This is a genomic window from Aromatoleum diolicum (assembly GCF_012910955.1).
Classification (GTDB): Bacteria; Pseudomonadota; Gammaproteobacteria; order Burkholderiales; family Rhodocyclaceae; genus Aromatoleum; species Aromatoleum diolicum.
Genome location: NZ_WTVQ01000028.1, coordinates 42,008 through 62,075, shown reverse-complemented (window position 1 = coordinate 62,075; position 20,068 = coordinate 42,008). Strand labels below are relative to the sequence as shown.

Below are 20,068 nucleotides of genomic sequence, written 5' to 3'. Positions count from 1 at the left end.
CGATGCGAGTGGAGTCCCTCACTGCAATCGCCGATCGGGGCTATTTCAAGAGCGAGGAGATCCTCGCCTGCCACAAAGCCGGCATCGTGCCGCTCGTTCCGAAAAGCACGACTTCCAGCGCGAAAGCAGAGGGGCGGTTCGACCGGGCAGACTTCGTGTACGACCGCGACAACGACGAGTACGTCTGCCCGGCCGGCGAGCGTCTGATCTGGCGCTTTGCCCGAGTCGAGGCGGGTTTGACGATGAATCGCTACTGGAGCTCACACTGTCCGCGGTGCTCCATCAAGGACCGATGCACGCCAAGTGACTACCGGCGTGTCGGCCGCTGGGCGCACGAAGAAGAGTTGGAAGTCATGCAGGCTCGGCTCGATCAGGCGCCCGACAGCATGCGGATCCGGCGTAGGACGGTGGAGCATCCCTTCGGCACCCTCAAGGCGTGGATGGGGGCGACACACTTCCTGACCAAGGGCCTCGAACGCGTCAGAACGGAGATGAGTCTGCACGTCCTCGCGTATAACCTGAAACGAGTGATGAAGTTGATAGGAAATGAGGCATTGATGGCGGCGATGAAGGCCTGAAAAGGCCTTCTTGAAGCTCAACTGAGCTGATTTGCCGCCTTCAAATTCGTTCGCTTCCGCCGCAGGGCGCCGGAACGACCGATTCCTGGCGCATCCGCGACCGTTTTTACACGGCCTCGGCCGATGTGAGCCACCTGATGAGTTCGGCGAGTTCGCCCGGGATACCACATGGGTAGCTACCCCCTCCGGGGCGGAGCCGGGCATGCAGATAGCCATGATGACCAAGCGCGCAGCCGAGGATCGAACGAGAAGGGACGCTCGATCGCGAGCTCGACGTCGGCACCTTCGTAATGATCCGGTGCATCGGGCAGCGTGAGTGCAACGAGGACGAGCTCGACGGGCAGGATTGGTCCGGTGTGAACGCTTCTCCTGCGCGGAGATCAAGTCGCGAGCATCATCGCCCGCTCACGAGGATCTTGAATCGCCGAACGCGCTGGATTGGACAGCGAGAGGATGGGTGGTCGGCACTTGCAGGCGCAGGCTGAGCCGTAGCGCGATGCCGATCAGGGCGACGAGCAGCCAGCCGACCGTGCCGAGGGCGGCGGCGAGGGCGTCGGGGGAGCCCTGTTGATTGTGGAAGGCGAGCGAGGCGCTGAAGACTGCGAGCGACACGGACGAGCCGGTCGGCGAGCCGAGGTCGCGCAGGGTGCTGAAGAGGCCGGTGCCGGCGCCCAGACGGTCGGGCGGGACGGCGCCGAGGGCGAGTTTCATGACGGCAGGGGTATTGAAGCCCATCGCGATGCCGAGCACGCAGACGGTGGTGATCACGAGCCACAGGGGTGTGTCGCTGCGCAGCGTGAGCAGCAGGGCGAGTCCGGCGAGCATGCCGGAGAGGGCGGCGGTGGTGACGTGGCAGGGGGCGATGCGGTCGACGAGGCGGCCGGCCCGGGGGTGAGGCGACGACACTGCTGCCGTAGAGGAAGAGGGTGACGAAGCCGAACTGAGCGGCGCTGCCGGCGGGGCGCCCGGTGACGAAGAAGGCGAGCGAATAGACTACGCCGCTGAAGGAAAGCAGGTGCAGCCAGTAGATCGCGCTGGGCAGCGCGAAGGCCGGACGCCGCAGGATGGCCCCTGCCGGGCTTCATGCGGATGGCAAGAGCCGGGGCACTTCAGAGCCGCCTGGTTGCTGGACCATCGGTTGGAAGGTGAAAAACGTCGGTCACTCACTTTCTTTGCGATGTGCAAATGTGATAATTGGGCGGAACGATTCCCGGAATCAGGCCTGATATGACCGAAAATGACGCCTCAACCCTCGGTGAGCTCGTGGAGGGTTGCCGTGCGCAGATGGAAAACGACCTGTGCGAGTTGTTCGAGGAACTGGGTCCCTTGCTGATTCAGGTCGCGAGCACGCGCGGCACTACCAGCCGCGACCCCGCCGAGAGCAAAGCCGCGGCCTTGCTCAAGCTGGCCCTTCCGACACAATGGGAAAGGGTGGCCTCTTCTCTCAGGGCCAATCTCGCGGCGCGCACCGTGCATGCTCCGAAGTCGGGCTACGGCTCGACCGATGAGGAGAACCTGCGGCTTCTGAGCGCAGCCGAGGAATCCGTCCAGTTCGCAATGCGCGAGGTGCTGGATCGCGTGACCCTGGCCTGCCGCGACGAGACCAAACCGCTCGAGCGGCGAATCAATTACCTCGTCCTGCGCAGGGCAATGCAGCCTGGCGACAAGACCTTCAATGTCGCGGCGCTGTGGTCCTGCATCGAGGCGGCCTGCGGGGAGGTCACGACCAGCACGGACGCGCTCATCCTGTTGCTGCAATTGATCGGCGAACAGATGGCCACGGAGATGCCGCAGTTCTACCGGGTGGCCAACGAGACGATGATCGAGGCCGGCATCCTGCCGTCGCTCAAGCGCAGTTACCGGGACACGACGCCGGTTGACGCCCACGAGGTGGCGGAGGAATCCACCAAGGTGGCGAGCGCCCTGGACCGCCTGGTTGAGGCCCGCACCAAGGAGACGGGCGCCAGAGAGATTCCCAAGTCAGGGACTGCCAGCCAGGAGCTGTTCAACTCTCTGAAGACCCTGCAGGCGGCGCCCCAGACCGGAACCCCCGGCACGCACACCAACGTCGTGCGCATGGTGCGCGACAGCGGGGCCGCGCGCGACGTGAAGCCGCTCGAGGCCGTGACGGTCGACATCGTCGCCAAGCTGTTCGACCTGATTTTCAGCGATCCCAACGTCTCGGATGGCATCAAGGCGCTGGTGGCCCGCCTGCAGACAACGGTGCTGCGGGCCGCCATGCTGAACCAGCGCTTCTTCGCCGACCGCAGCCACCCGGCGCGGCGCTTCCTCGACAGTATTTCGGTTGTCGCCGTGCGCTGGGGCAAGGTTGTTAACGCCGAGGACCCGTTTTATCTGAAGCTCTCCGAGCTGGTCGACAAGGTGCAGAGGACCTACGACGGCGACATGGCGGTGTTCGATTCCGCCAACGCCGAGCTGGACGTCTTCCTTACCGAGCGCGAGGAACGCGACGAACAGCAGAACCGCGCGCTGGCCGACGCGGTGCTCGCCCGCGAGGAGGAAATGCGCCTCAAGCGCGAAGCCCAGGCACGCGCCCAGAAGATGGCGGATGCCTGCATCGCCCGCGTGCTGGTGCCGGAGGCGCCAGTTGAGATCGACGAGTTCCTCCGCAACTACTGGCGCGACGTCGTGCAGAACCGCATCTCGCAGTCCGGCGAGGAAGGTGCGCCGACCGCCAAGGCCCTGCAGGTCGCCACCGATCTGCTGTGGTCGGTAACGCCAAAACAACTGGCGGGGGACCGGCAGCGGCAGGCCGCTTCGCTGCCGGCTCTGCTGAGTGAGATCCACGTCGGTTTCGACGAGATCGGTTCGGCGCCCGCCGAGCGCAAGGCCTTCATGGACACGCTGCTTGACCTGCAACTCGCTGCCATGCGGGCGAAAAAACCCGGCGCCGCCAAGGCGATCGCGGTCGCAAGGGCGCGCCCGCGCAGTGCCGGACCGACCCTGCAGGTCGGCCACGCGACGGACATCGGTGTCCGCGTCCAGGACATCTCGCTACCGGCCAGCGAGGGCCTCGACGGGGAAAACACACCGGATCGTGCGGATCTTCGCCGAGTGCGTCAGTTGGTGCGAGGTGACTGGGTGGACTTCACCACGGCGGCACAAACTCGCCGTGAGCGCCTGACCTGGATCAACCGGAGCCGCACGCTCTTCCTGTTCAGCAACAGCGCCTCGCCCTGCGCAATATCGATCACGCCGGAAGCGCTGGCCGTGCGACTGAAGAACGGAACGGCGCAGATCGTGAAACTCGACCGGCCGATCTTTGAGCGCGCCATCCATGGCGCCATCAAGTCGCTGGACCAACATGCCTGAGCACGAAAGTCGAACGTGGCGACACTGCGGGCAACCGCCGCACCGCACTATTGGCGCGACAGACACCGAATGCTTGGAATTAGTCGCGACAAGTGCTTGTTGACCTGGTTAGACCAGCCGTGCCGCCTCGTCTTCGGTCGGCAGTCGACCTTCCGGCGTGAATTTGTCCACCGCTGTGGGTAATTCGCGCGTCAGCCTCGAAAGCAACTCTTCCCGCGAAAGCCCGGTTTTCTGCGCAAGCGTACTCAGCACATCGGGGCCAATCGCTTGCTCTAGCTGATCCGGACCGAGCGCTTGATTGGGGCCTGGCCTGACCCACGACTCCGCCGCCTCGCCCTGGCCGTTCTGTCTGAAGTGCTCGACCAGGTCGCGAAGTCCGCCACTCAGCACACTCCCGATACCCGCACCGCCGATGAGCCCGCCCAAATTGCCGAGAGCGCCGCCTTGGGCCCTCGGGGCATTCGCGGTGCCTGGCTCGCCGCCCGGCTCCTGCTTCAACCCGCCGAGGACTTCAGCGATTTTGTCACGGTTTTGATAGCCCGCAGCAGCGAGAAGTCCCAAAAGGGCAATCATTGATGGCATTCCACGGCTCATTTCATTCTCCTCTACGCATTAAGTCGAACACAGCGGCGCCGGCGAAAAAATATTGGCCCTGCCGTGCCAATTCACAGAATCGACTGTCCACTTGGTTTCTGTGTCTCGCAACTCGGCCGTCGCCGAGCCCTTTTAAGGAGTAGGCCATGGGAATCATCTGGACGATCGTCGTTGGGTTTGTCGCGGGAGTGATCGCTAAGTTCCTCATGCCTGGCAATAACGAGCCCGCGGGTTTTGTGTTGACGACGATTCTCGGCATCGTCGGCGCAATCGTCGCGAGCTATCTCGGGCAGGCGCTTGGATGGTATGCCCCCGGCGAGGGGGCCGGGCTCATTGGCGCCGTCGTTGGCGCCATTGTCCTTCTCTTTGTCTGGGGGATCATCGCCAGGCGACGCGAATAGAGCGGCTAAAGGAAGCTGGGAAGCAGGGACGTCGAACTTCATCCGCAGGGTCCGGCGTCATTAGCCGCCCAGTTCCAGCGTGACCGGAACGAGGTTTTCCGCGGCGTTGCGCATCACCTGCTTGCCGACGGTGGTGCCTGACGCCCGAGGCTGAGGGAAAGAGCCACCGACGGATGCCGCGGTCGTCTACGCGTTGTTACTTCCTGGTCACTGGATCCGGTACGGCAACCATCGGTTCCGGGTCGAAGGGTTGGAGCAGCGAGCGGGCTTCCGCTTCCGTGCGGGCGTGAAGCCACGGATCGTGATCTTCCGGATCGAGGATGACGACGCTGCGAAGTCTGGCGGCCCGACAGTGTGTCGCCCCCAGGACATGCGCTCAAGCGAAGTCCTGCGAGCGGGGTTGTAATCGGCACACATGATCACACTCTGGCAACACGCTGAACTGAAAACCTCAGAATAACTGTGCCACAAATGGAGCTCGCCAGTTACTCGCCTCTAGCATGGGGTTTTTTTTGGGATTTGATCCCGGAGCACTTTGTGCCACGCCCGATCACCGGGAGATCGGCAGGAGCGCTTACCGGCAAACCTCTCGGCGGAAACTCCTATACTATTATCTTCGCAATAGCCCGACGGCGCCGCCAGCGACCGCGCATCCTATCCGGGCAAGAGGCAGGAAGATCATGGGCAGATTTGCGCCACCTGAGGCCGTGCCTGTGCGATGGCACAAGGCGGTATCACGGAACGAATTCACGGCCGATTCGGTTCAGACACGGCCTAAGAATCCGGTGTCGCAAGTCGGCGTCGCCGCGCTGATCGACGTCCAATCGCTGCGTTCGTTTCTCGACGGGCTGTCCGATCTGGTCGGTATCGCCACGGCGTTGCTCGACCTCGACGGCAACATCCTGCAGAGCGCCGGCTGGCAATCGGCCTGCACGGCCTTCCATCGCGCGGTTTCGGGTTCGGGCGTCAATTGCACCGAGAGCGACCTCTTTCTCGCCAGCCATCTGCGAAAGGGCGAGTTCGTCGATTACAAGTGCAAGAACGGATTATGGGACGTCGTCACGCCCGTATTCGTGGGCGAGGAGCACCTGGGCAATCTGTATTGCGGTCAATTCTTCTACGAAGACGACGTCGTTGACGAAGGCTTCTTTGCGGCCCAGGCCGAGCGTTTCAACTACGACAAGGCCGCGTATCTGGCCGCCATCGCCGGCATCCCGCGCTTCAGCCGCGAAAAGGTGCGCAGCGTGATGGGCCTGGTCGTCAACCTGGCTGCCTACCTGTCGCGTCTGTCGCTGACCAATCTGCGACTGCAAGAAAGCCAGGGGCGCATGGAAGCGCTCATCAATGCCTTGCCCGACCCGGTCTGGCTCAAGGATACGAACGGCGTGTACCTGTCCTGCAACAGGGCGTTCGAGCGCCTGGTAGGCAGTACCGTCGGTAATATCGTCGGTCGCCGCGACGACGACTTCTTCCCGGCCGAACTGGCCGAATTCTTCCGCGGCAAGGATAGGGAAGCCATCGCCGCCGGCGAGCCGCGCCGCAACGAGGAGCTGGTTCCGGCGGCCGACGGCAGGCCGGCGATCCTGCTGGAGACCGTAAAGGCGCCATTGCCCGGCGCCGATGGGGCGCCGGCCGGCGTCATCGGGATCGCGCGCGACATCACCGAGCGCAAGCGGGCCGAGGACCGGATCCGTTTTCTCGCCCACCACGACGGACTGACCGGCCTGCCCAACCGCAGCAGCCTTTACGAGCGCATGGAGCAGAGCATCGCCATGGCTCGGCGATGCGGCAAGGCAATGGCCGTCATGCTGATCGACCTCGACGGCTTCAAGTCGATCAACGACACGGTCGGTCACCACGTCGGCGATCGACTGCTGATCGAGGTCGCAAAACGCCTCGAGCACTCCGTGCGGCACAGCGATATCGTCGCCCGGCTGGGCGGCGACGAATTCGTCGTCGCCCTGACCGCGATCGAAAATATCTCGGATGCGGCCGAGGTCGCCGGCAAGATCGTCGATCAGCTCGCCGCGCCTTATCCGATGGTCGACCATGATTTGCGCACCTCACCGAGCATCGGCATCTGCTTCTATCCCGACGATGCCACCGAAATCAACGAGCTCGTCCAGAATGCCGATATCGCGATGTACCGCGCCAAGGCGGCCGGCCGGTGCAATTACCAGTTCTACACCGAGGAGATGCGGACGGCCGTCGCTGAGCGCGTAAGGGCGGAGAAAGCGCTGGAGGTCGCGCTGACCGAAGGACAGTTCGTCTTGCATTACCAGCCGCAGATCGAGCTCGACAGCGGCCTGGTCGTCGGCGTCGAAGCCCTGGTGCGCTGGCGTCATCCGGAGCGAGGAACCATTCTCCCGGGCGACTTCATTCCTCTAGCCGAAGAAACCCGACTGATTCTGCCGCTCGGCAAATGGGTCCTCGAAGAAGCCTGCCGGCAGCTCAAGCGCTGGCATGACGCGGGGCTGAACGAGCTAAAGATGTCGGTGAACTTGAGCGCGATCCAATTCCAGGAAAAGGACTTGCCTGGTTTGGTCAAGCAAGCCGTGGAGCGTGCTGGAGTGCCTGCCAGTTGCATTCACCTGGAGATCACCGAATCGATGGCGATGCGGAATCCGCAGCAGAACATCGTGATGATGAAGGCGCTGACCGAGCTGGGCGTCAAGGTGGTCCTCGACGATTTCGGTACCGGCTACTCATCGCTCGCCTATCTGAAGCTCTTTCCCGTCGACATTATCAAGATCGATCGCTCATTCGTGACGGATCTCGAGACAGACGAGAACGACTCAGCGATCTGCGAAATGACGATGCTGCTGGCGCGAAAGCTCGGCCTGCAGGTGGTGGCCGAAGGGGTAGAGACGGAGGCTCAGCTCAACTTTCTGGGGAGCATCGGGTGCCAGAGGATTCAAGGGTATTTGTTCAGCAAGCCAATCGCAGCCGAGCAGGTCGAGGAATTTGTTGAAGGGTTTCGGCGTGATTGAACGGTGATCGAACGGCGATATTACTCATGATTTCCGAGGAAACGGTCCCGATGCGGGCTGGACAATGCATTTTGCGTTCGCCAAGCTTGCCGGGTCGGGATGCCAGTGGCCAACCGAACGTCCTTGCGCGGCGGGAAAACGACCATGACAGCTCAGAACCGCGATCACATCTTCATCAGTTACAGGACTACGTGGCGTGGTTCGAATTTGCGCTGGCGGATCTGCCGAGGCAGTAGGTTGTCCCGCTTAAACGGCGGGTTTCGTTGGACGTCTGGTCACTGACTGGAGCGGCCGTAGGGCTCAGGACACCAATACCGGACAATCGAAGCATCAAGAACTAACGGCGGGCTTGACGGCCTGGGCTTGGCCCCCGGTCCTTTGCCAGTTCTGAGCGTTGACGCTGGTCGTTCGCCGCCCTAGGCTCCTCCGATCTCTCCCGCAGGAGCGCGCTGCGATGACGTACTTTGCCGGATTCATTCTGCTGGCGGGCGCGATGCTACTCGGTGTACCTGGCACCACCTTTGCCGACGCCGCGGACAGTTATGCAGTACCGCGCGCGCGGCTGGTGCGCGAGATCGCCGCGATGGCGGCTCAGGACCAGGCCGAAACCGGTAAGCCGTCCATCTCGCCCCGTGTCATGGAGTCGCTGGCCCGGGTGCCGCGCCACAAGTTCGTGCCGGTGGAACACGAACAGCGTGCCTACGAGAACCGGCCCCTGCCCATCGGCTACGGACAGACCATTTCCCAACCCTATGTGGTGGCGCTGATGACCGATCTGCTCCAGGTGAAGGCCGGCGACAGAGTCCTGGAGATCGGCACCGGCTCGGGCTATCAGGCCGCCATGCTGGCCGAGCTGACCGAAGCGGTGTTCACAATCGAGATCATCGAACCCCTGGCCTGGCGCGCCGATGCCACGCTGAAGAACCAGGGCTACGGCAAGGTCCAGGTCAAGGCAGCCGACGGCTACTACGGCTGGCCCGAGCATGCCCCCTTCGATGCCATCGTTGTCACGGCGGCGGCGAGCCACGTTCCGCCGCCCCTGATTCAACAGCTCAAGCCGGGCGGCCGGATGGTCATCCCGCTCGGCAGCGCCTTCATGACGCAACAGTTGATGCTGGTGGAGAAGGACGGGCAGGGCCGCGTACTGACGCGCGAAATCCTCCCGGTGTCCTTCGTGCCGCTCACCGGCAAGCGTTGAAGCGCATGCCGGCGCCGCTCGTCTCCGTCGGGCTGATCTCGGCGGCGGTGCTGGGCTACCAGCTCCTGCTGATGCGGCTCTTCTCCATCGTGTACTGGCATCACTTCGCCTACATGATGATCAGCCTGGCGCTGCTGGGCTATGGGGTCTCCGGCACCGTCGTCGCCTTGTGGCGCGAACGCCTGTCGCGGCATTTCCCCGTCGCTTTCGTCATCAATGCCGCGCTGTTCGGCCTGGCGCAGGTCGCGGCCTTCCAGGTGGCGCAGCGCGTGCCCTTCAATGCCCTGGAGATCCTCTGGGACGCTCGCCAGCCCCTCTTCCTGCTGCTGCTCTACGGGCTGCTGTTCGTGCCCTTCTTCTTTGCCGGCAACTGCATCTGCCTCAGTTTCGTCTGCTGCAAAGCGGCCACCCATCGCCTCTATGGCGCCGACCTGCTTGGCGCGGCGGGCGGTTGCCTGCTGGTGATGGCGCTGCTCTTCCTGCTGCCGCCGCTTTCCGCCTTGCGGGTCATCGCTGCACTGGGCCTGCTCGCCGCCGCGGTGGGCGCTTGGCGACTCCGGCTCGGGCCGCGGCTCGCCGTGGTCCTTCTGGCCTTGGCGCTGGCGCTGCCCTTCGCGCTGCCGGCACCGGTCGGCACCCCCGTCCCGAACGAATACAAGAGCCTCTCGCGGACGCTGCAAATCGGTGGCGCGCGCGTGCTCGAGGAGCGCTCCAGCCCGCTGGGACTCCTGACAGTGGTGGAAAGCCCGCGCGTACCCTTCCGCCATGCGCCGGGACTCAGCCTCAACGCGGAGGGGGAGCCGCCCGCTCAATTGGGGGTCTTTACGGACGGGGAGGGCTTCGCCGCGCTCACCCGCTTCGACGGCGATTTCGGCAAGCTCGCCTACCTCGACATGATGACTTCCGCCTTGCCCTATCACCTGCTGGAAGCGCCCCATGTGCTGGTGCTCGGGGCGGGCAGCGGCGCAGACGTCCTCCAGGCGCTCAGCCACGAGGCGCGGCGCGTCGACGCGGTTGAACTCAACGCCCAGATGGTCGACCTCGTCCGCGACCGGCATGCCGGCTTTGCCGGTGATGTGTACCGGCGCCCGGAGGTCCAGGTCCATGTTGCGGAGGCGCGCGGCTTCGTCGCCGCGAGTCAGCAGCGCTACGACCTGATCCAGGTGGCGCTGCTCGATGCCTTCGGCGCCTCCTCCGCCGGACTCTACGGCCTCAGCGAAAGCTATCTCTACACAGTGGAGGCGCTGCAAGGCTATCTGCGCCACTTGCGCCCCGGCGGGCTCCTCTCCATCACGCGTTGGGTCAGCCTGCCACCGCGCGACGCCCTCAAGTTGTTCGGCACCGCGGTGGTCGCACTAGAGCACGAAGGGGTGGCGCAACCCGGCAATCGCCTGGCCCTGGTGCGGGGCTGGCAGACCGTCACGCTGCTCGTTCGGAACGGCGAATTCGGCGCGGAGGACGTCGCAAGGATCCGGGCCTTCAGCGACGCGCGCTCCTTCGATACCGAGTGGGCACCCGGCATTGCCGCCTGGGAGACCAATCGCTTCAACCGGCTCGACAAGCCCTGGTTCCACGAGGGCGCCACCGCACTGCTGGGCGAGGGCCGCGAGCAATTCATCGAGCGCTACAAGTTCAACATCGTCCCGGCCACCGACGACCGCCCCTACTTCTTCAACTTCTTCCGCTGGCGGACCTTCCCTGAAATCCTCGCCCTCAAGGGCCGCGGCGGTCTGCCGCTGCTGGAACTGGGCTACCCGGTGCTGGTGGCCACACTGGGGCAGGCGCTGCTCGCCAGCACACTGCTGATCCTGCTGCCCCTGAGGCCGGGACGGGTGCAGCCCCCGGCCGTGCCGCGGACCCGGGTGTTCGCCTACTTCGCCGCGCTGGGTTTCGGCTTCATGTTCATCGAGATCGCCTTCATCCAGAAATTCACGCTGCTGCTGCCCCATCCGCTGTATGCCGTGGCCGTGGTGCTCTGCGCCTTCCTGCTCTTCGCCGGCCTGGGCAGCCGCTACTCCGAACGGCTGCAAGGCAGGGTGTGGCGGCCGGTGCTGGCCATACTTCTGCTCGCGGCGTCCTACCTGCTGCTGCTACCCTGGTTGCTGCGGTCCGCGGTCGCCCTGCCCGACGCCTTGAAGATCCCGCTGGCCGTTGCCTTGATCGCGCCGCTGGCCTTCTGCATGGGCATGCCCTTCCCGCGGGGCCTGGCTGCGCTGGCTTCGCACAGCCCGTCCGCCGTGCCCTGGGCCTATGCCATCAACGCCTGCACCTCGGTGATCGGCGCTGTGCTGGCGACGCTTCTCGCCATCCACTTAGGCTTCAGCGGCGTCATCGTGCTGGCCGCGGCGCTTTATGGGCTCGCAGCAATGGCGTTCCCCAACCACGGGGGTGGAGGCGTTTCGACGATCACTGGAAGCTGGAAAAGCGATAATCGATCCGGCCGCAATGGCTCTGGCCAGGCCTGAACGGGCGGGTCACAGCCAGAAGCCGACGCTGGCCGCTACGTTTCCCTTGAATGCTCTCGGCCATTGACTATGTTGGATTAATCAGACGACAAGAGGCTCCGATCTGCCATCAGTTGCCACTGCGAAAGGAGGTAGATTCATGAAACCCAAGCGGCTCATTCTAGTTGGGATTCTCGGTGCATTCGTGAGCGTGATTGGCACGACTGCGGAGGCAAGAGAAGCCAGAGCAAGACTTCTCGACGCCGCTGGCCAGCGAGTGGGTACCGTCTGGCTCCAAGAAGACGATGGCATTGTAGGGGTACGAGTAAGGGTTAACGACCTCCCGCCCGGCTTTCATGGATTCCATATTCATGAGACCGGCATCTGCACTCCGCCCTCTTTCACCTCAGCAGGTTTTCACTTCCAGCCGGGCGAGACTGGAGGGGGCGGCACCCCGCATCCGTCCGAAGCAGGTGACATGCCTGTTTTGTTAGTGAACGCCGATGGTACTGGGGAGGCGAGGTTTCAGACGGATCGCTTCTCGGTCGCCGGTCTGTTCGATGGCGATGGCAGTGCCATCATCGTCCATGCGGCTCCGGATAACTATGCCAATATTCCGTCCAGGTATGCTCCTAATCCGGATGCGACCACCTTGAATACCGGAGACGCTGGAGGCAGGACTGCTTGTGGGGTCGTTGAACTCGACGACTAGCTTGACGAATAATTACCGCATCACGGAACGGGTCGCGTGCGCCACGCTGGCCGCTGTCGATCAGTTCGGCGTAGCGGTAGAGCAGGTTGTCGCTACAAGGGCAATTTCCAGGTCGGCCTTGGTGGCGCCGAAACGGCCAGGCTCGAAAAGCAGCGCCTGCTGACCGACCGCGACCAGCTGTCACTGGTGGTGAAATACTCGTTCTGATCAGTCCCGCGACGTCTTGTAAACGTCGAACCCACTCCGGCGAGAGCCGGGTGGGTTTTTGCTATTCATCGCTGCCGCTCGATGATCGGGACCGACGTCAGATATGTGGTGGGTCCGTCTCGCGTGCCGGGTGACGATGCTTGCCTGCGGCAGCGATGAAGGCTGCCGCACCATCATCAAGAGCATCGACGCTGGCCAGCAAGATACCCGGATCGGGCCTGCCCGACGCCAACGTGGTTGCGATGCCGGCTTTGTCGAGCAGGGCCTTCGAGGCGCCGAGGGCCAGGATGGTCTTGCCGTGGCGATACTGGTTGGTCACGAATTCCAGCGTCTGGCCGTATCCGGCCAGCAGCTTTACCCCGTCGCCCCCATCGGGCAAGACGAGCGCATCGAACAGTACCGGCGGTGAATTCTCCAGCGTACCGGTCGCCTGCATCGACTTGCCGTCGGCGGTTTTAACCGGACCGAGGCGGGGCGCGACGATGCACGCGACGGCGCCTGCAGCGGTTAGTGCAGCCTGAACGGCCACGACGGAGGCTCCGTGTACACCGTCGGCGACCAGGATCGCCACCTTGCGGGAGCGGATCCCCCCATCGCCGGGCAGCGCCGTCAGGGACAGTGCCGGCGACTTGACCACTTCGGGGGGCATGGATTTCGCCAAGGCCTTGGGCATGGCCCCGGGCACCTTCACGCCAAGCCCGGCGGCGATTTTCGCAGCCATGTCGGCGGACACGTTCACCAGCGAGGCCAGCATGCGCTCGCGGATGGCCGGCACGGTGAGCTTGCTCAGTTCGAAGCGGAAAGCGCCGACGATGTGCACCTTTTCGACCTCGGTCTGGCTCTCATAGAACAGGGTGGCCTGGGTGTAGTGGTCGGCAAATTTCTCCGGCTTGCCGCGCAGTTTGTCGCCTTCGATAGGTTGCGGGAAGGACACGAACCCTGCTGCACCGGCCTGGAAAGGGCAGCCGCCGCCGAGCGAGTTGGGCTCGTAGGCGACCCGGCCACGGGGAATGGCCTGGCGGTGCAAACCGTCGCGCTGGTTGTTGTGGACGGGGGCCAGCGGTGCGTTGATCGGGATTTCGTGGAAGTTTGCCCCACCCAGCCGGGTGATCTGGGTGTCGACATAGGAATGGATACGGCCGGCCAGCAGCGGATCGTTGCTGAAGTCGATGCCGGGCACCACATGCGCGGTACAGAAGGCGACCTGCTCGGTTTCGGCAAAGAAATTGTCGGGGTTGCGGTTGAGCACCATGCGCCCGACCGGCGTCACCGGAACCAGTTCTTCGGGAATGATCTTGGTGGCGTCGAGCACGTCGAAGCTGAAGCCTTCGGCCTGGGTTTCGGTGAATATCTGCAGGCCGAGCTCCCATTCCGGGTATTCGCCGGCTTCGATGGCGTCCCAGAGGTCGCGGCGATGGAAGTCGGAATCGGCGCCGGCGATCTTGACCGCCTCGTCCCAGACCAGCGAATGGGTGCCGAGCTTGGGCTTCCAGTGGAACTTGACGAAATGCGACTCGCCCGCAGCATTGACCAGCCGGAAGGTGTGCACGCCGAAGCCCTGCATCATCCGGAAGCTGCGCGGGATACCGCGGTCGGACATCACCCACATCAGCATGTGCGTGGTCTCCGGCATCAGCGAGGCAAAGTCCCAGAAGGTGTCATGGGCCGACGCAGCTTGTGGCATCCCGTTGTGCGGTTCGGGTTTCACGGCGTGGACCAGGTCCGGAAACTTCATCGCGTCCTGGATGAAGAAGATCGGGATGTTGTTGCCCACCAGATCCCAGTTGCCCTCGTCGGTGTAGAACTTGACGGCGAAACCGCGCACGTCGCGTGCCGTATCCACCGAGCCCCGTTCGCCGGCGACGGTGGAAAAGCGCACGAAGACCGGCGTGACCTTGTCAGCCTCCTGGAAGGGTGCCGCGCGAGTGAATTCGGTCAGCGGCTGGTAGGCCTCGAAAAAGCCGTGGGCGGCCGAGCCGCGAGCATGAACGATGCGCTCCGGAATGCGCTCGTGGTCGAAGTGGGTGATCTTCTCGCGCAGGATGAAGTCTTCAAGCAGGGTCGGCCCGCGCAGGCCGGCTTTCAGCGAATTCTGGTTGTCACCGACGGCGACGCCCTGATTGGTCGTCAGCACCTGGCCAGCGGAGTCGGTGCGCGCCCGGTCGAGCGAGGCAGCACTGCCGCCGGTCTTGGCCGACAGATTGGATTCGCTGAGGGTGCTGGCCGATGTCAGCTCGGCCGCCAGTCCGGACGTCGGCTCCAGCGTCTGCCCGGCCGACGGCGAGATCGCATTGTCACGCCCGAACTCCTTGCTCTTGTTGGCGTTGTGCGGCATTGACCTGGCGAGTGCCTCGACCGCGGCGGCTTGTTGTGCAAGCGCGTCGGCGGAACCGAGGTCGGTTGCCGGAGCGGGCCGCTTGTTGGCAGCCATCGGTTTTGGATCAGTCTTTTTCATGGGGCCATCCTGAGTAATTGATCGCAGTGACCAAGTGAAGGCTGCAAGCAGCATGAATGAGAATCACGGCGGACCGATGAGGCCCGTGGCTGCCGTGGCGAGACTGCGCGGTCAGGTAACCGGTGACGATCCACCCCCCATGCGGTTCGCCAAGGCACTGGCGCAATCAACGACGCCGTTTAGGTTTGGCCTTGGGCGATGCCGGCTCTGTCCCGCCGAGGACGGCCTTGAGGTTGTCGTTGGTGGCCTTGGTCACCGCTGCACTGATCTGGCGCTTGGCCTGCGCGGTCGCCTGGCCGCGCATCGTGCCGGCGATCCGGTTTGCCGCGCTCAGCCACATGCTCATTAACGGGTTCTTTTTCAGCCATGGATTTGACATGTCGGGTTTCCTTCAGCCGCGGGCGGCGAGAAGATCCGCCTTGCGCGCCGCCATCCGGGCGCCGAGTTCCACCAGGTCCAGGGAAGTGGCCTTGACCTTTGGGAACATCTCGTTCTGCTCTTCCTTGACGTGGTGTTTGACGTATTCCGACAGCACCTTGACCTTGGCGTCGTAGACCTCACCGTCGGGTTCGACCCCCTCGATCTGTGCGATCAAGTCCTTGACGCTGGCATGCTCAACCGTGGCTTCCGGCACCAAAACTTTGTCCTTGAGTGCCGCCTTGACGGCCGGGTAGAAGATCTCTTCCTCGATCTGCGCATGCACGCTCAATTCGGTACAAATTTCGGCGACGAGCGCCTTCTTTTTGCTGCTGGAATTCGTTTTTTCGTACTCCGCAAACAAACCGCTGACCGTTCCATGGTCAGCCCTAAGCAAGGCGATCGCGTCCTTTGCGGCAGCGGGGGGCTTCGGTGTGGCGGTGGTCTTGGTGGTAGTAGTCATGGCAGTTCCTTGGTTATCTGGCGGGTAAGTGGTGTGCAATCAATGCACGAACAGCGCAATCAGGATGATGGTCGGGACGGGTATGCCCAGAAATCGTCATGCCTCATGACGAGGGCAGGAGCTGCACCGTATGCCCTCAGAAATGTCGAGTCTGTGCGTTGACCCACACAGGCATCGCGCATGGGCCGTCATACCCGGCGTCGGGTCGGCGTCTTGGGCGCGGACTTCTTCGCGGTAACCGCCATGCTGCGGGTGCCGTCCTCGGCGCTGCTACCAACCTTGCGTTTTGCCAAACTCTTCGCCAGCAAATCGGTGAGATCGACGACGTTGTTCGCTCCCGCCTCCGCAGGCGCATCTTCGAGCGGCGTCACCGTGGCAGTCTCGCCGGCTTCGACCTTCTTGCTCACCAGCGCCAGAATGGCATCGCTGAACTTGTCGGAGTAGTCGTCCGACTTCCAGGGGCCGGTCATGTCTCCGATGAGCTGTGCGGCCATCTTCAGTTCGCCCGGCTTCAGACCCGCTGCGGTCTTGCCTTCGGCCGGCAGCTTCAGCTCCTCCAGGGGGCGGATTTCGCCGGCCCAGCGGATGGTATTGAGCACCAATGCAGCACCGGAGGGAATCAGCGCAGCCAGGTGCTCCTTGGTGTGCATCACCACCCGCGCGATGCCGATGACTCCAGCTTCCAACATCGACTCCCTGAGCAGGGCGTAGACCTTCTCGCCCTTGCCCACGGGCTCCAGGTAGTAGGGGGTTTCCAGTAGCGTGAACGGAATCTCGCTGGCCTTGACAAAGAACTCGATTTCGATGGTTTGGGTCGACTTCGGATACGCCGCCTTGATCTGGTCCTCGCTCAAGATCACGTAATCGCCATCGCCCTGCTTGATGCCCTTGACGATGTCGTCGGCCTGGATTTCCTTGCCGGTGCGTTTGTTCACGCGCTTGTAGCCCACCGGGTCCATCGATCGCTTGTCGAGCCAGTCGAAGTCGATGCCGATCTCCTGCGAGGCCGGGTACAGGGCCACGGGCACATGCACCAGGCCGAATGTGATGGCACCTTTCCAGATCACACGGGGCATGGGAACTCCTTGTTCGGCACAGGGCCGAAAGTGGGTGGATGGAGAGGACGACGCAAGGGCGACTCATGCAACAGGAGGCGCGTAGCCCAGGGCTGACATCGCAGAGGCGAGCCCGCGTGCTGCCCTGGCGTAGCCGATCCAGGGTTCATTGCCAATGTCCAGGCGTTCGTGGACCGTCTTCACGGACCAGTGGTCGCCCCCGCGCAGCGATGGCAGTTCTCCCCAGGCCACCGGGACAGAGATGCCGAGGCCCGGCCGCGCCCGCGCCGACCAGGCGCACACCGTAGTGGCCCCGAGCCCGTTGCGCAGGTAGTCGATGAAGATCCTGCCGACGCGGTTCTTCGGGCCGCTGCGGGCGACGAAGCGTTGCGGAATCGTCTTGGCCATGTGCGCCACGACGGCTTGAGAGAACCCCTTGACGGTGCCCCAGTCGTGCAAGCGCTTCACGGGCACCACGACGTGCAGCCCCTTGCCGCCGCTGGTCTTCAGGAAGGACGGCAGGCCCAACTGGGCCAGGAATGAATGCATGAGTTGCGCTGCCTCCTGCACCTGGGACCAGGCCACACCTTCACCGGGGTCCAGATCGAACACCATGCGGTCCGGGTGCTCGAAAGACACCGTGCCGGTGTTCAGCGTGTGGAACTCGACGACGTTCCATTGCGCAGCGGACAGCAGGCCTCGCTTGCTGGCAACCTCGATCATCGGCGGATGGTCGAGGTCGAGGCCTGGATCGAGCTGCCGGATGCCGGGAAGCTTCTCGGTCTCCGCGTGCTTCTGGAAGAACAGCTGGCCATCAACGCCATCCGGGGCGCGCACCAGCGACACGGGGCGGCCCTTCAAGTGCTTCATCATCAGATCGCCGACCAGGGCGTAGTAGCGAACCAGTTCGAGCTTCGTCGTACCTGTGCGGGTGTCGATCACCCGCTGCGGGTTCGTTACATGTATACGATCGGACAAGGCATGCGCCCTGAGCGAAGGGACGGCGTTCGACGCCTTGGCGGAGGGCATGCGGAGTGCCTTCTCGCGCACGATCGTGCTGGCATCCTTGTCGGTCCGCAGGCCCCGAAAAACGGCATGACGGATGTGGCCGGCGCGTGTCCATTCCCCGAAGCTCACCTCGGCGACCAGGGTCGGGGTGACCCATTGCGGCCTGCCGTCTATCTTCGAGCCGACAGCGAAAGGGCTCGTGCTTTGCGCCCTCGCGTCGAGGGCCTTTTTGAGGTCTTTCAAGACCTTTTCGCTGAAGCCCGTGCCGACATCGCCAGCGTACAGCAGCGCGCCCTGCGCATCGTTCACGCCCAGCAGCAGCGCGCCGAAGCCGGTGCGCGCACCCTGGGGGGCGGTATAGCCGCCGATCACGAATTCCTGCCGCTGGCTACACTTCAGCTTGACCCAATCTGCTGACCGGGAAGACCGGTAGGTGCTACTGCGGCGTTTGGCGATGACGCCCTCCAGGCCCAGCTTGCAGGCCGAGGCGAGCACGCTTTGCGGCGCGGCATCGAACGCCTCGCTGAAACGGATCTGGTCGGAGTTCGAAGCCGCAAGCAGTCCCTTCAGGACCAAGCGCCGCGCTTGCAGGGGCGCGCTGCGCAGGTCGTGTCCGGCGACGTAGGGCACATCGAACAGATACAGGACCACATCGTTCGTCCGCTGCGTGTCGAACGCCTGCTGCAGTGCGCCGAAGTCAGGAATGCCGGCTTCGTCGGGTACAACGATTTCGCCGTCGTACCAGCCCGGCGGGAGCCTGAGGCGTTCGAAGGCGCTTTGCAGCGGCCGCAGCTTCGATGTCCAGTCATGGCCATTGCGTGTCAACAGGCGCGCGCCCGAGGCGTCGTTGCGCACCAGCATGCGATAGCCATCGAACTTGATTTCGTAGAGCCACTCGGCAGCGTCCGGCGGCGGGCCTGCCACCAAGGTGGCCAGTTGGGGCGCGAGCGAGTGCGGCAAAGCGGATGGTACGGCCTCGACAGGCAAGTCGTGATTGGAAGCTGACCGATGGCCATCCGCGGCGGCGGCAGCGCCGCGTGACGCGGGGCCCAGGGACTTCACGCTTGCCGGCAGCTCGTCGACCACGCTGTACTCGGTCGATGGTCGAGCGTACGAGTCCTTCTCCTTGATCAGCAGCCAGGCGGGCTGCTTCTCGCCTTTGCCCTTCATGCGCACCAGCACCCATCGGCCGTGCAGTTTGTGGCCATGCAGCTCGAACTTCAGGTTACCGTCTCGAACCCCTTGCTGCGGGTCTTGCAAAGGGAGCCACGTTCCGGCGTCCCACACGATGACCTTGCCAGCGCCGTATTGCTTGGCGGGGATGGTTCCTTCGAAGTCCGCATAGGCCAGCGGGTGGTCCTCGACCTGCACGGCCATGCGTTTGACGCTCGGGTCCAAACTGGGCCCCTTGGGCACCGCCCAGCTCTTCATCGTGCCGTCGAGTTCGAGCCTGAAGTCGTAGTGCAGGCTGCTGGCCCAATGCTTCTGAACGACGAACCTCAACTGATCGACAACGGACTGACCGCCCGTAGCGGGCTCCGGCGTGAGTGCGAAGTCGCGCTTCGATTGGTAGGCGCCCAGCGGATCGTGCGCCGGGGCCTCAAGCGAGCGCTTTGAATGCCGGATCATGCTGTGGCCTTCGGCTCGTCCTTAGAGATCAGGCTAATCTCGCCGTCCGCTTCGAGGTACATGCGCTTGACGTTGGCGAGGCCGTCGACACCCTCCTGCCGGATCTTCGCGTTCAACTCCTCGTCGGTGATGAACTCCCGGCGCATGTTCCGGCGCTGCAGCTTTCCATCGCGCACCAGGCACAGGCGCGGCGCTGAAGTGAAGCGCTGTATGACCGGGAACTGGAAGCTCATGAAGTCGAGCATGTAGCTCCAGAAGACGAGCGTGCCGATCAGCACCATCCCATCGGTGGCCGAGGTGGCGTTGCCGGTCATGCCGTTCTGCGCGGCATCGCCAATGATCACCACGAACAGGAAGTCGCTGATGCCCAACGATCCGACGTCGCGCCGCAGAATGAAGCGCAAGAGGATGAAGAGGAACCAGTACATCAGCGTGCCGCGCAGCACCAGTTCCAGCGGTGACACCGTGAAGGAGAATGCCTGCCAGGTCGAAGTCGAAGATGTTCACCGGATGGTCGCCCGCAACAGACTTGCGCTTGGTTATTTGCCGGGCGAGTGGTGTGCAATCACGTCAACAACGCAATC

At 63.7% G+C, this 20,068-nt stretch carries 15 protein-coding genes; 7 read left to right on the top strand and 8 right to left on the bottom strand.

The annotated features are described in order from the left end of the window. On the top strand, positions 1 to 578 hold a 578-nt coding region (locus GPA25_RS16005), incomplete at its 5' end, for a transposase (RefSeq protein ID WP_169261397.1). Positions 579 to 983: 405 nt separating this feature from the next. Here GPA25_RS16005 and GPA25_RS16000 read toward each other — a convergent pair. Beyond that, a complete protein-coding gene (locus tag GPA25_RS16000) occupies positions 984 to 1,484 on the bottom strand; it encodes an MFS transporter (protein ID WP_343034965.1) in 501 nt (166 codons plus the stop codon). A 321-nt stretch (positions 1,485 to 1,805) separates the two neighbouring features. On the opposite strand from GPA25_RS16000, the gene GPA25_RS15995 reads away from it, so the two are divergent. Beyond that, a complete protein-coding gene (locus tag GPA25_RS15995; RefSeq protein ID WP_169261396.1) occupies positions 1,806 to 3,911 on the top strand; it encodes a DUF1631 family protein in 2,106 nt (701 codons plus the stop codon). A gap of 108 nt (positions 3,912 to 4,019) precedes the next feature. On the opposite strand, the gene GPA25_RS15990 is transcribed toward GPA25_RS15995, so the two are convergent. Beyond that, the gene (locus tag GPA25_RS15990) at positions 4,020 to 4,505 is read right to left on the bottom strand and encodes a YidB family protein (RefSeq protein WP_169261395.1); all 486 of its coding nucleotides are present in this window, start codon (positions 4,503 to 4,505) and stop codon (positions 4,020 to 4,022) included. 146 nt (positions 4,506 to 4,651) lie between these two features. On the opposite strand from GPA25_RS15990, the gene GPA25_RS15985 reads away from it, so the two are divergent. The 5 genes from GPA25_RS15985 (at position 4,652) to GPA25_RS15965 (ending at position 12,250) form a co-directional block, all read left to right on the top strand. Then, positions 4,652 to 4,906, top strand: coding sequence for a GlsB/YeaQ/YmgE family stress response membrane protein (locus GPA25_RS15985; protein WP_169261394.1), 255 nt, complete (start codon positions 4,652 to 4,654; stop codon positions 4,904 to 4,906). A gap of 500 nt (positions 4,907 to 5,406) precedes the next feature. Next, positions 5,407 to 7,896 carry an EAL domain-containing protein gene (locus GPA25_RS15980; RefSeq protein ID WP_169261393.1) on the top strand — a complete coding sequence of 830 codons (2,490 nt, stop codon included), beginning with the start codon at positions 5,407 to 5,409 and terminating at the stop codon, positions 7,894 to 7,896. A 454-nt stretch (positions 7,897 to 8,350) separates the two neighbouring features. Continuing rightward, positions 8,351 to 9,094, top strand: a complete 744-nt coding sequence (locus tag GPA25_RS15975; protein ID WP_169261392.1) for a protein-L-isoaspartate(D-aspartate) O-methyltransferase — start codon at positions 8,351 to 8,353, stop codon at positions 9,092 to 9,094. A gap of 5 nt (positions 9,095 to 9,099) precedes the next feature. Continuing rightward, on the top strand, positions 9,100 to 11,559 hold the full coding sequence (locus GPA25_RS15970) for a spermidine synthase (protein WP_169261391.1): 2,460 nt from the start codon (positions 9,100 to 9,102) through the stop codon (positions 11,557 to 11,559). Between the two features lie 139 nt (positions 11,560 to 11,698). After that, positions 11,699 to 12,250, top strand: coding sequence for a superoxide dismutase family protein (locus GPA25_RS15965; RefSeq protein ID WP_169261390.1), 552 nt, complete (start codon positions 11,699 to 11,701; stop codon positions 12,248 to 12,250). A 304-nt stretch (positions 12,251 to 12,554) separates the two neighbouring features. Here the strand turns inward: GPA25_RS15965 and GPA25_RS15960 are convergent, their stop codons facing one another. The 6 genes from GPA25_RS15960 to GPA25_RS15935 all read right to left on the bottom strand — a co-directional run bounded on the left by GPA25_RS15960 (position 12,555) and on the right by GPA25_RS15935 (position 19,948). Then, positions 12,555 to 14,912: a catalase gene (locus tag GPA25_RS15960; RefSeq protein ID WP_169261389.1), complete on the bottom strand. Its 2,358-nt coding sequence runs from the start codon at positions 14,910 to 14,912 to the stop codon at positions 12,555 to 12,557. Between the two features lie 166 nt (positions 14,913 to 15,078). After that, on the bottom strand, positions 15,079 to 15,291 hold the full coding sequence (locus GPA25_RS15955) for a hypothetical protein (RefSeq protein WP_169261353.1): 213 nt from the start codon (positions 15,289 to 15,291) through the stop codon (positions 15,079 to 15,081). Between the two features lie 12 nt (positions 15,292 to 15,303). After that, entirely contained in the window at positions 15,304 to 15,792 is a 489-nt protein-coding gene (locus GPA25_RS15950; protein ID WP_169261388.1) for a hemerythrin domain-containing protein, read from the bottom strand. A gap of 188 nt (positions 15,793 to 15,980) precedes the next feature. Further along, a complete protein-coding gene (gene ku, locus GPA25_RS15945; RefSeq protein ID WP_169261387.1) occupies positions 15,981 to 16,868 on the bottom strand; it encodes a non-homologous end joining protein Ku in 888 nt (295 codons plus the stop codon). Between the two features lie 63 nt (positions 16,869 to 16,931). After that, positions 16,932 to 19,484 carry a DNA ligase D gene (ligD, locus tag GPA25_RS15940; RefSeq protein ID WP_169261386.1) on the bottom strand — a complete coding sequence of 851 codons (2,553 nt, stop codon included), beginning with the start codon at positions 19,482 to 19,484 and terminating at the stop codon, positions 16,932 to 16,934. Then, on the bottom strand, positions 19,481 to 19,948 hold the full coding sequence (locus tag GPA25_RS15935; RefSeq protein WP_211163161.1) for a DUF421 domain-containing protein: 468 nt from the start codon (positions 19,946 to 19,948) through the stop codon (positions 19,481 to 19,483). Before GPA25_RS15935 ends, ligD begins: the two co-directional genes overlap by 4 nt. Between the last annotated feature and the right edge of the window lie 120 nt (positions 19,949 to 20,068).

What these genes read in the sequence shown, in the direction of transcription:
- GPA25_RS15980 (WP_169261393.1), top strand. Translation starts at nt 5,407, where the DNA reads ATGGGGTTTTTTTTGGGATTTGATCCCGGAGCACTTTGTGCCACGCCC.
- GPA25_RS15960 (WP_169261389.1), bottom strand. Translation starts at nt 14,912, where the DNA reads ATGAAAAAGACTGATCCAAAACCGATGGCTGCCAACAAGCGGCCCGCT.
- GPA25_RS15985 (WP_169261394.1), top strand. Translation starts at nt 4,652, where the DNA reads ATGGGAATCATCTGGACGATCGTCGTTGGGTTTGTCGCGGGAGTGATC.
- GPA25_RS15970 (WP_169261391.1), top strand. Translation starts at nt 9,100, where the DNA reads ATGCCGGCGCCGCTCGTCTCCGTCGGGCTGATCTCGGCGGCGGTGCTG.
- GPA25_RS15990 (WP_169261395.1), bottom strand. Translation starts at nt 4,505, where the DNA reads ATGAGCCGTGGAATGCCATCAATGATTGCCCTTTTGGGACTTCTCGCT.
- GPA25_RS15995 (WP_169261396.1), top strand. Translation starts at nt 1,806, where the DNA reads ATGACCGAAAATGACGCCTCAACCCTCGGTGAGCTCGTGGAGGGTTGC.
- ligD (WP_169261386.1), bottom strand. Translation starts at nt 19,484, where the DNA reads ATGATCCGGCATTCAAAGCGCTCGCTTGAGGCCCCGGCGCACGATCCG.
- GPA25_RS15975 (WP_169261392.1), top strand. Translation starts at nt 8,351, where the DNA reads ATGACGTACTTTGCCGGATTCATTCTGCTGGCGGGCGCGATGCTACTC.
- GPA25_RS15965 (WP_169261390.1), top strand. Translation starts at nt 11,699, where the DNA reads ATGAAACCCAAGCGGCTCATTCTAGTTGGGATTCTCGGTGCATTCGTG.
- GPA25_RS15955 (WP_169261353.1), bottom strand. Translation starts at nt 15,291, where the DNA reads ATGTCAAATCCATGGCTGAAAAAGAACCCGTTAATGAGCATGTGGCTG.
- ku (WP_169261387.1), bottom strand. Translation starts at nt 16,868, where the DNA reads ATGCCCCGTGTGATCTGGAAAGGTGCCATCACATTCGGCCTGGTGCAT.
- GPA25_RS15950 (WP_169261388.1), bottom strand. Translation starts at nt 15,792, where the DNA reads ATGACTACTACCACCAAGACCACCGCCACACCGAAGCCCCCCGCTGCC.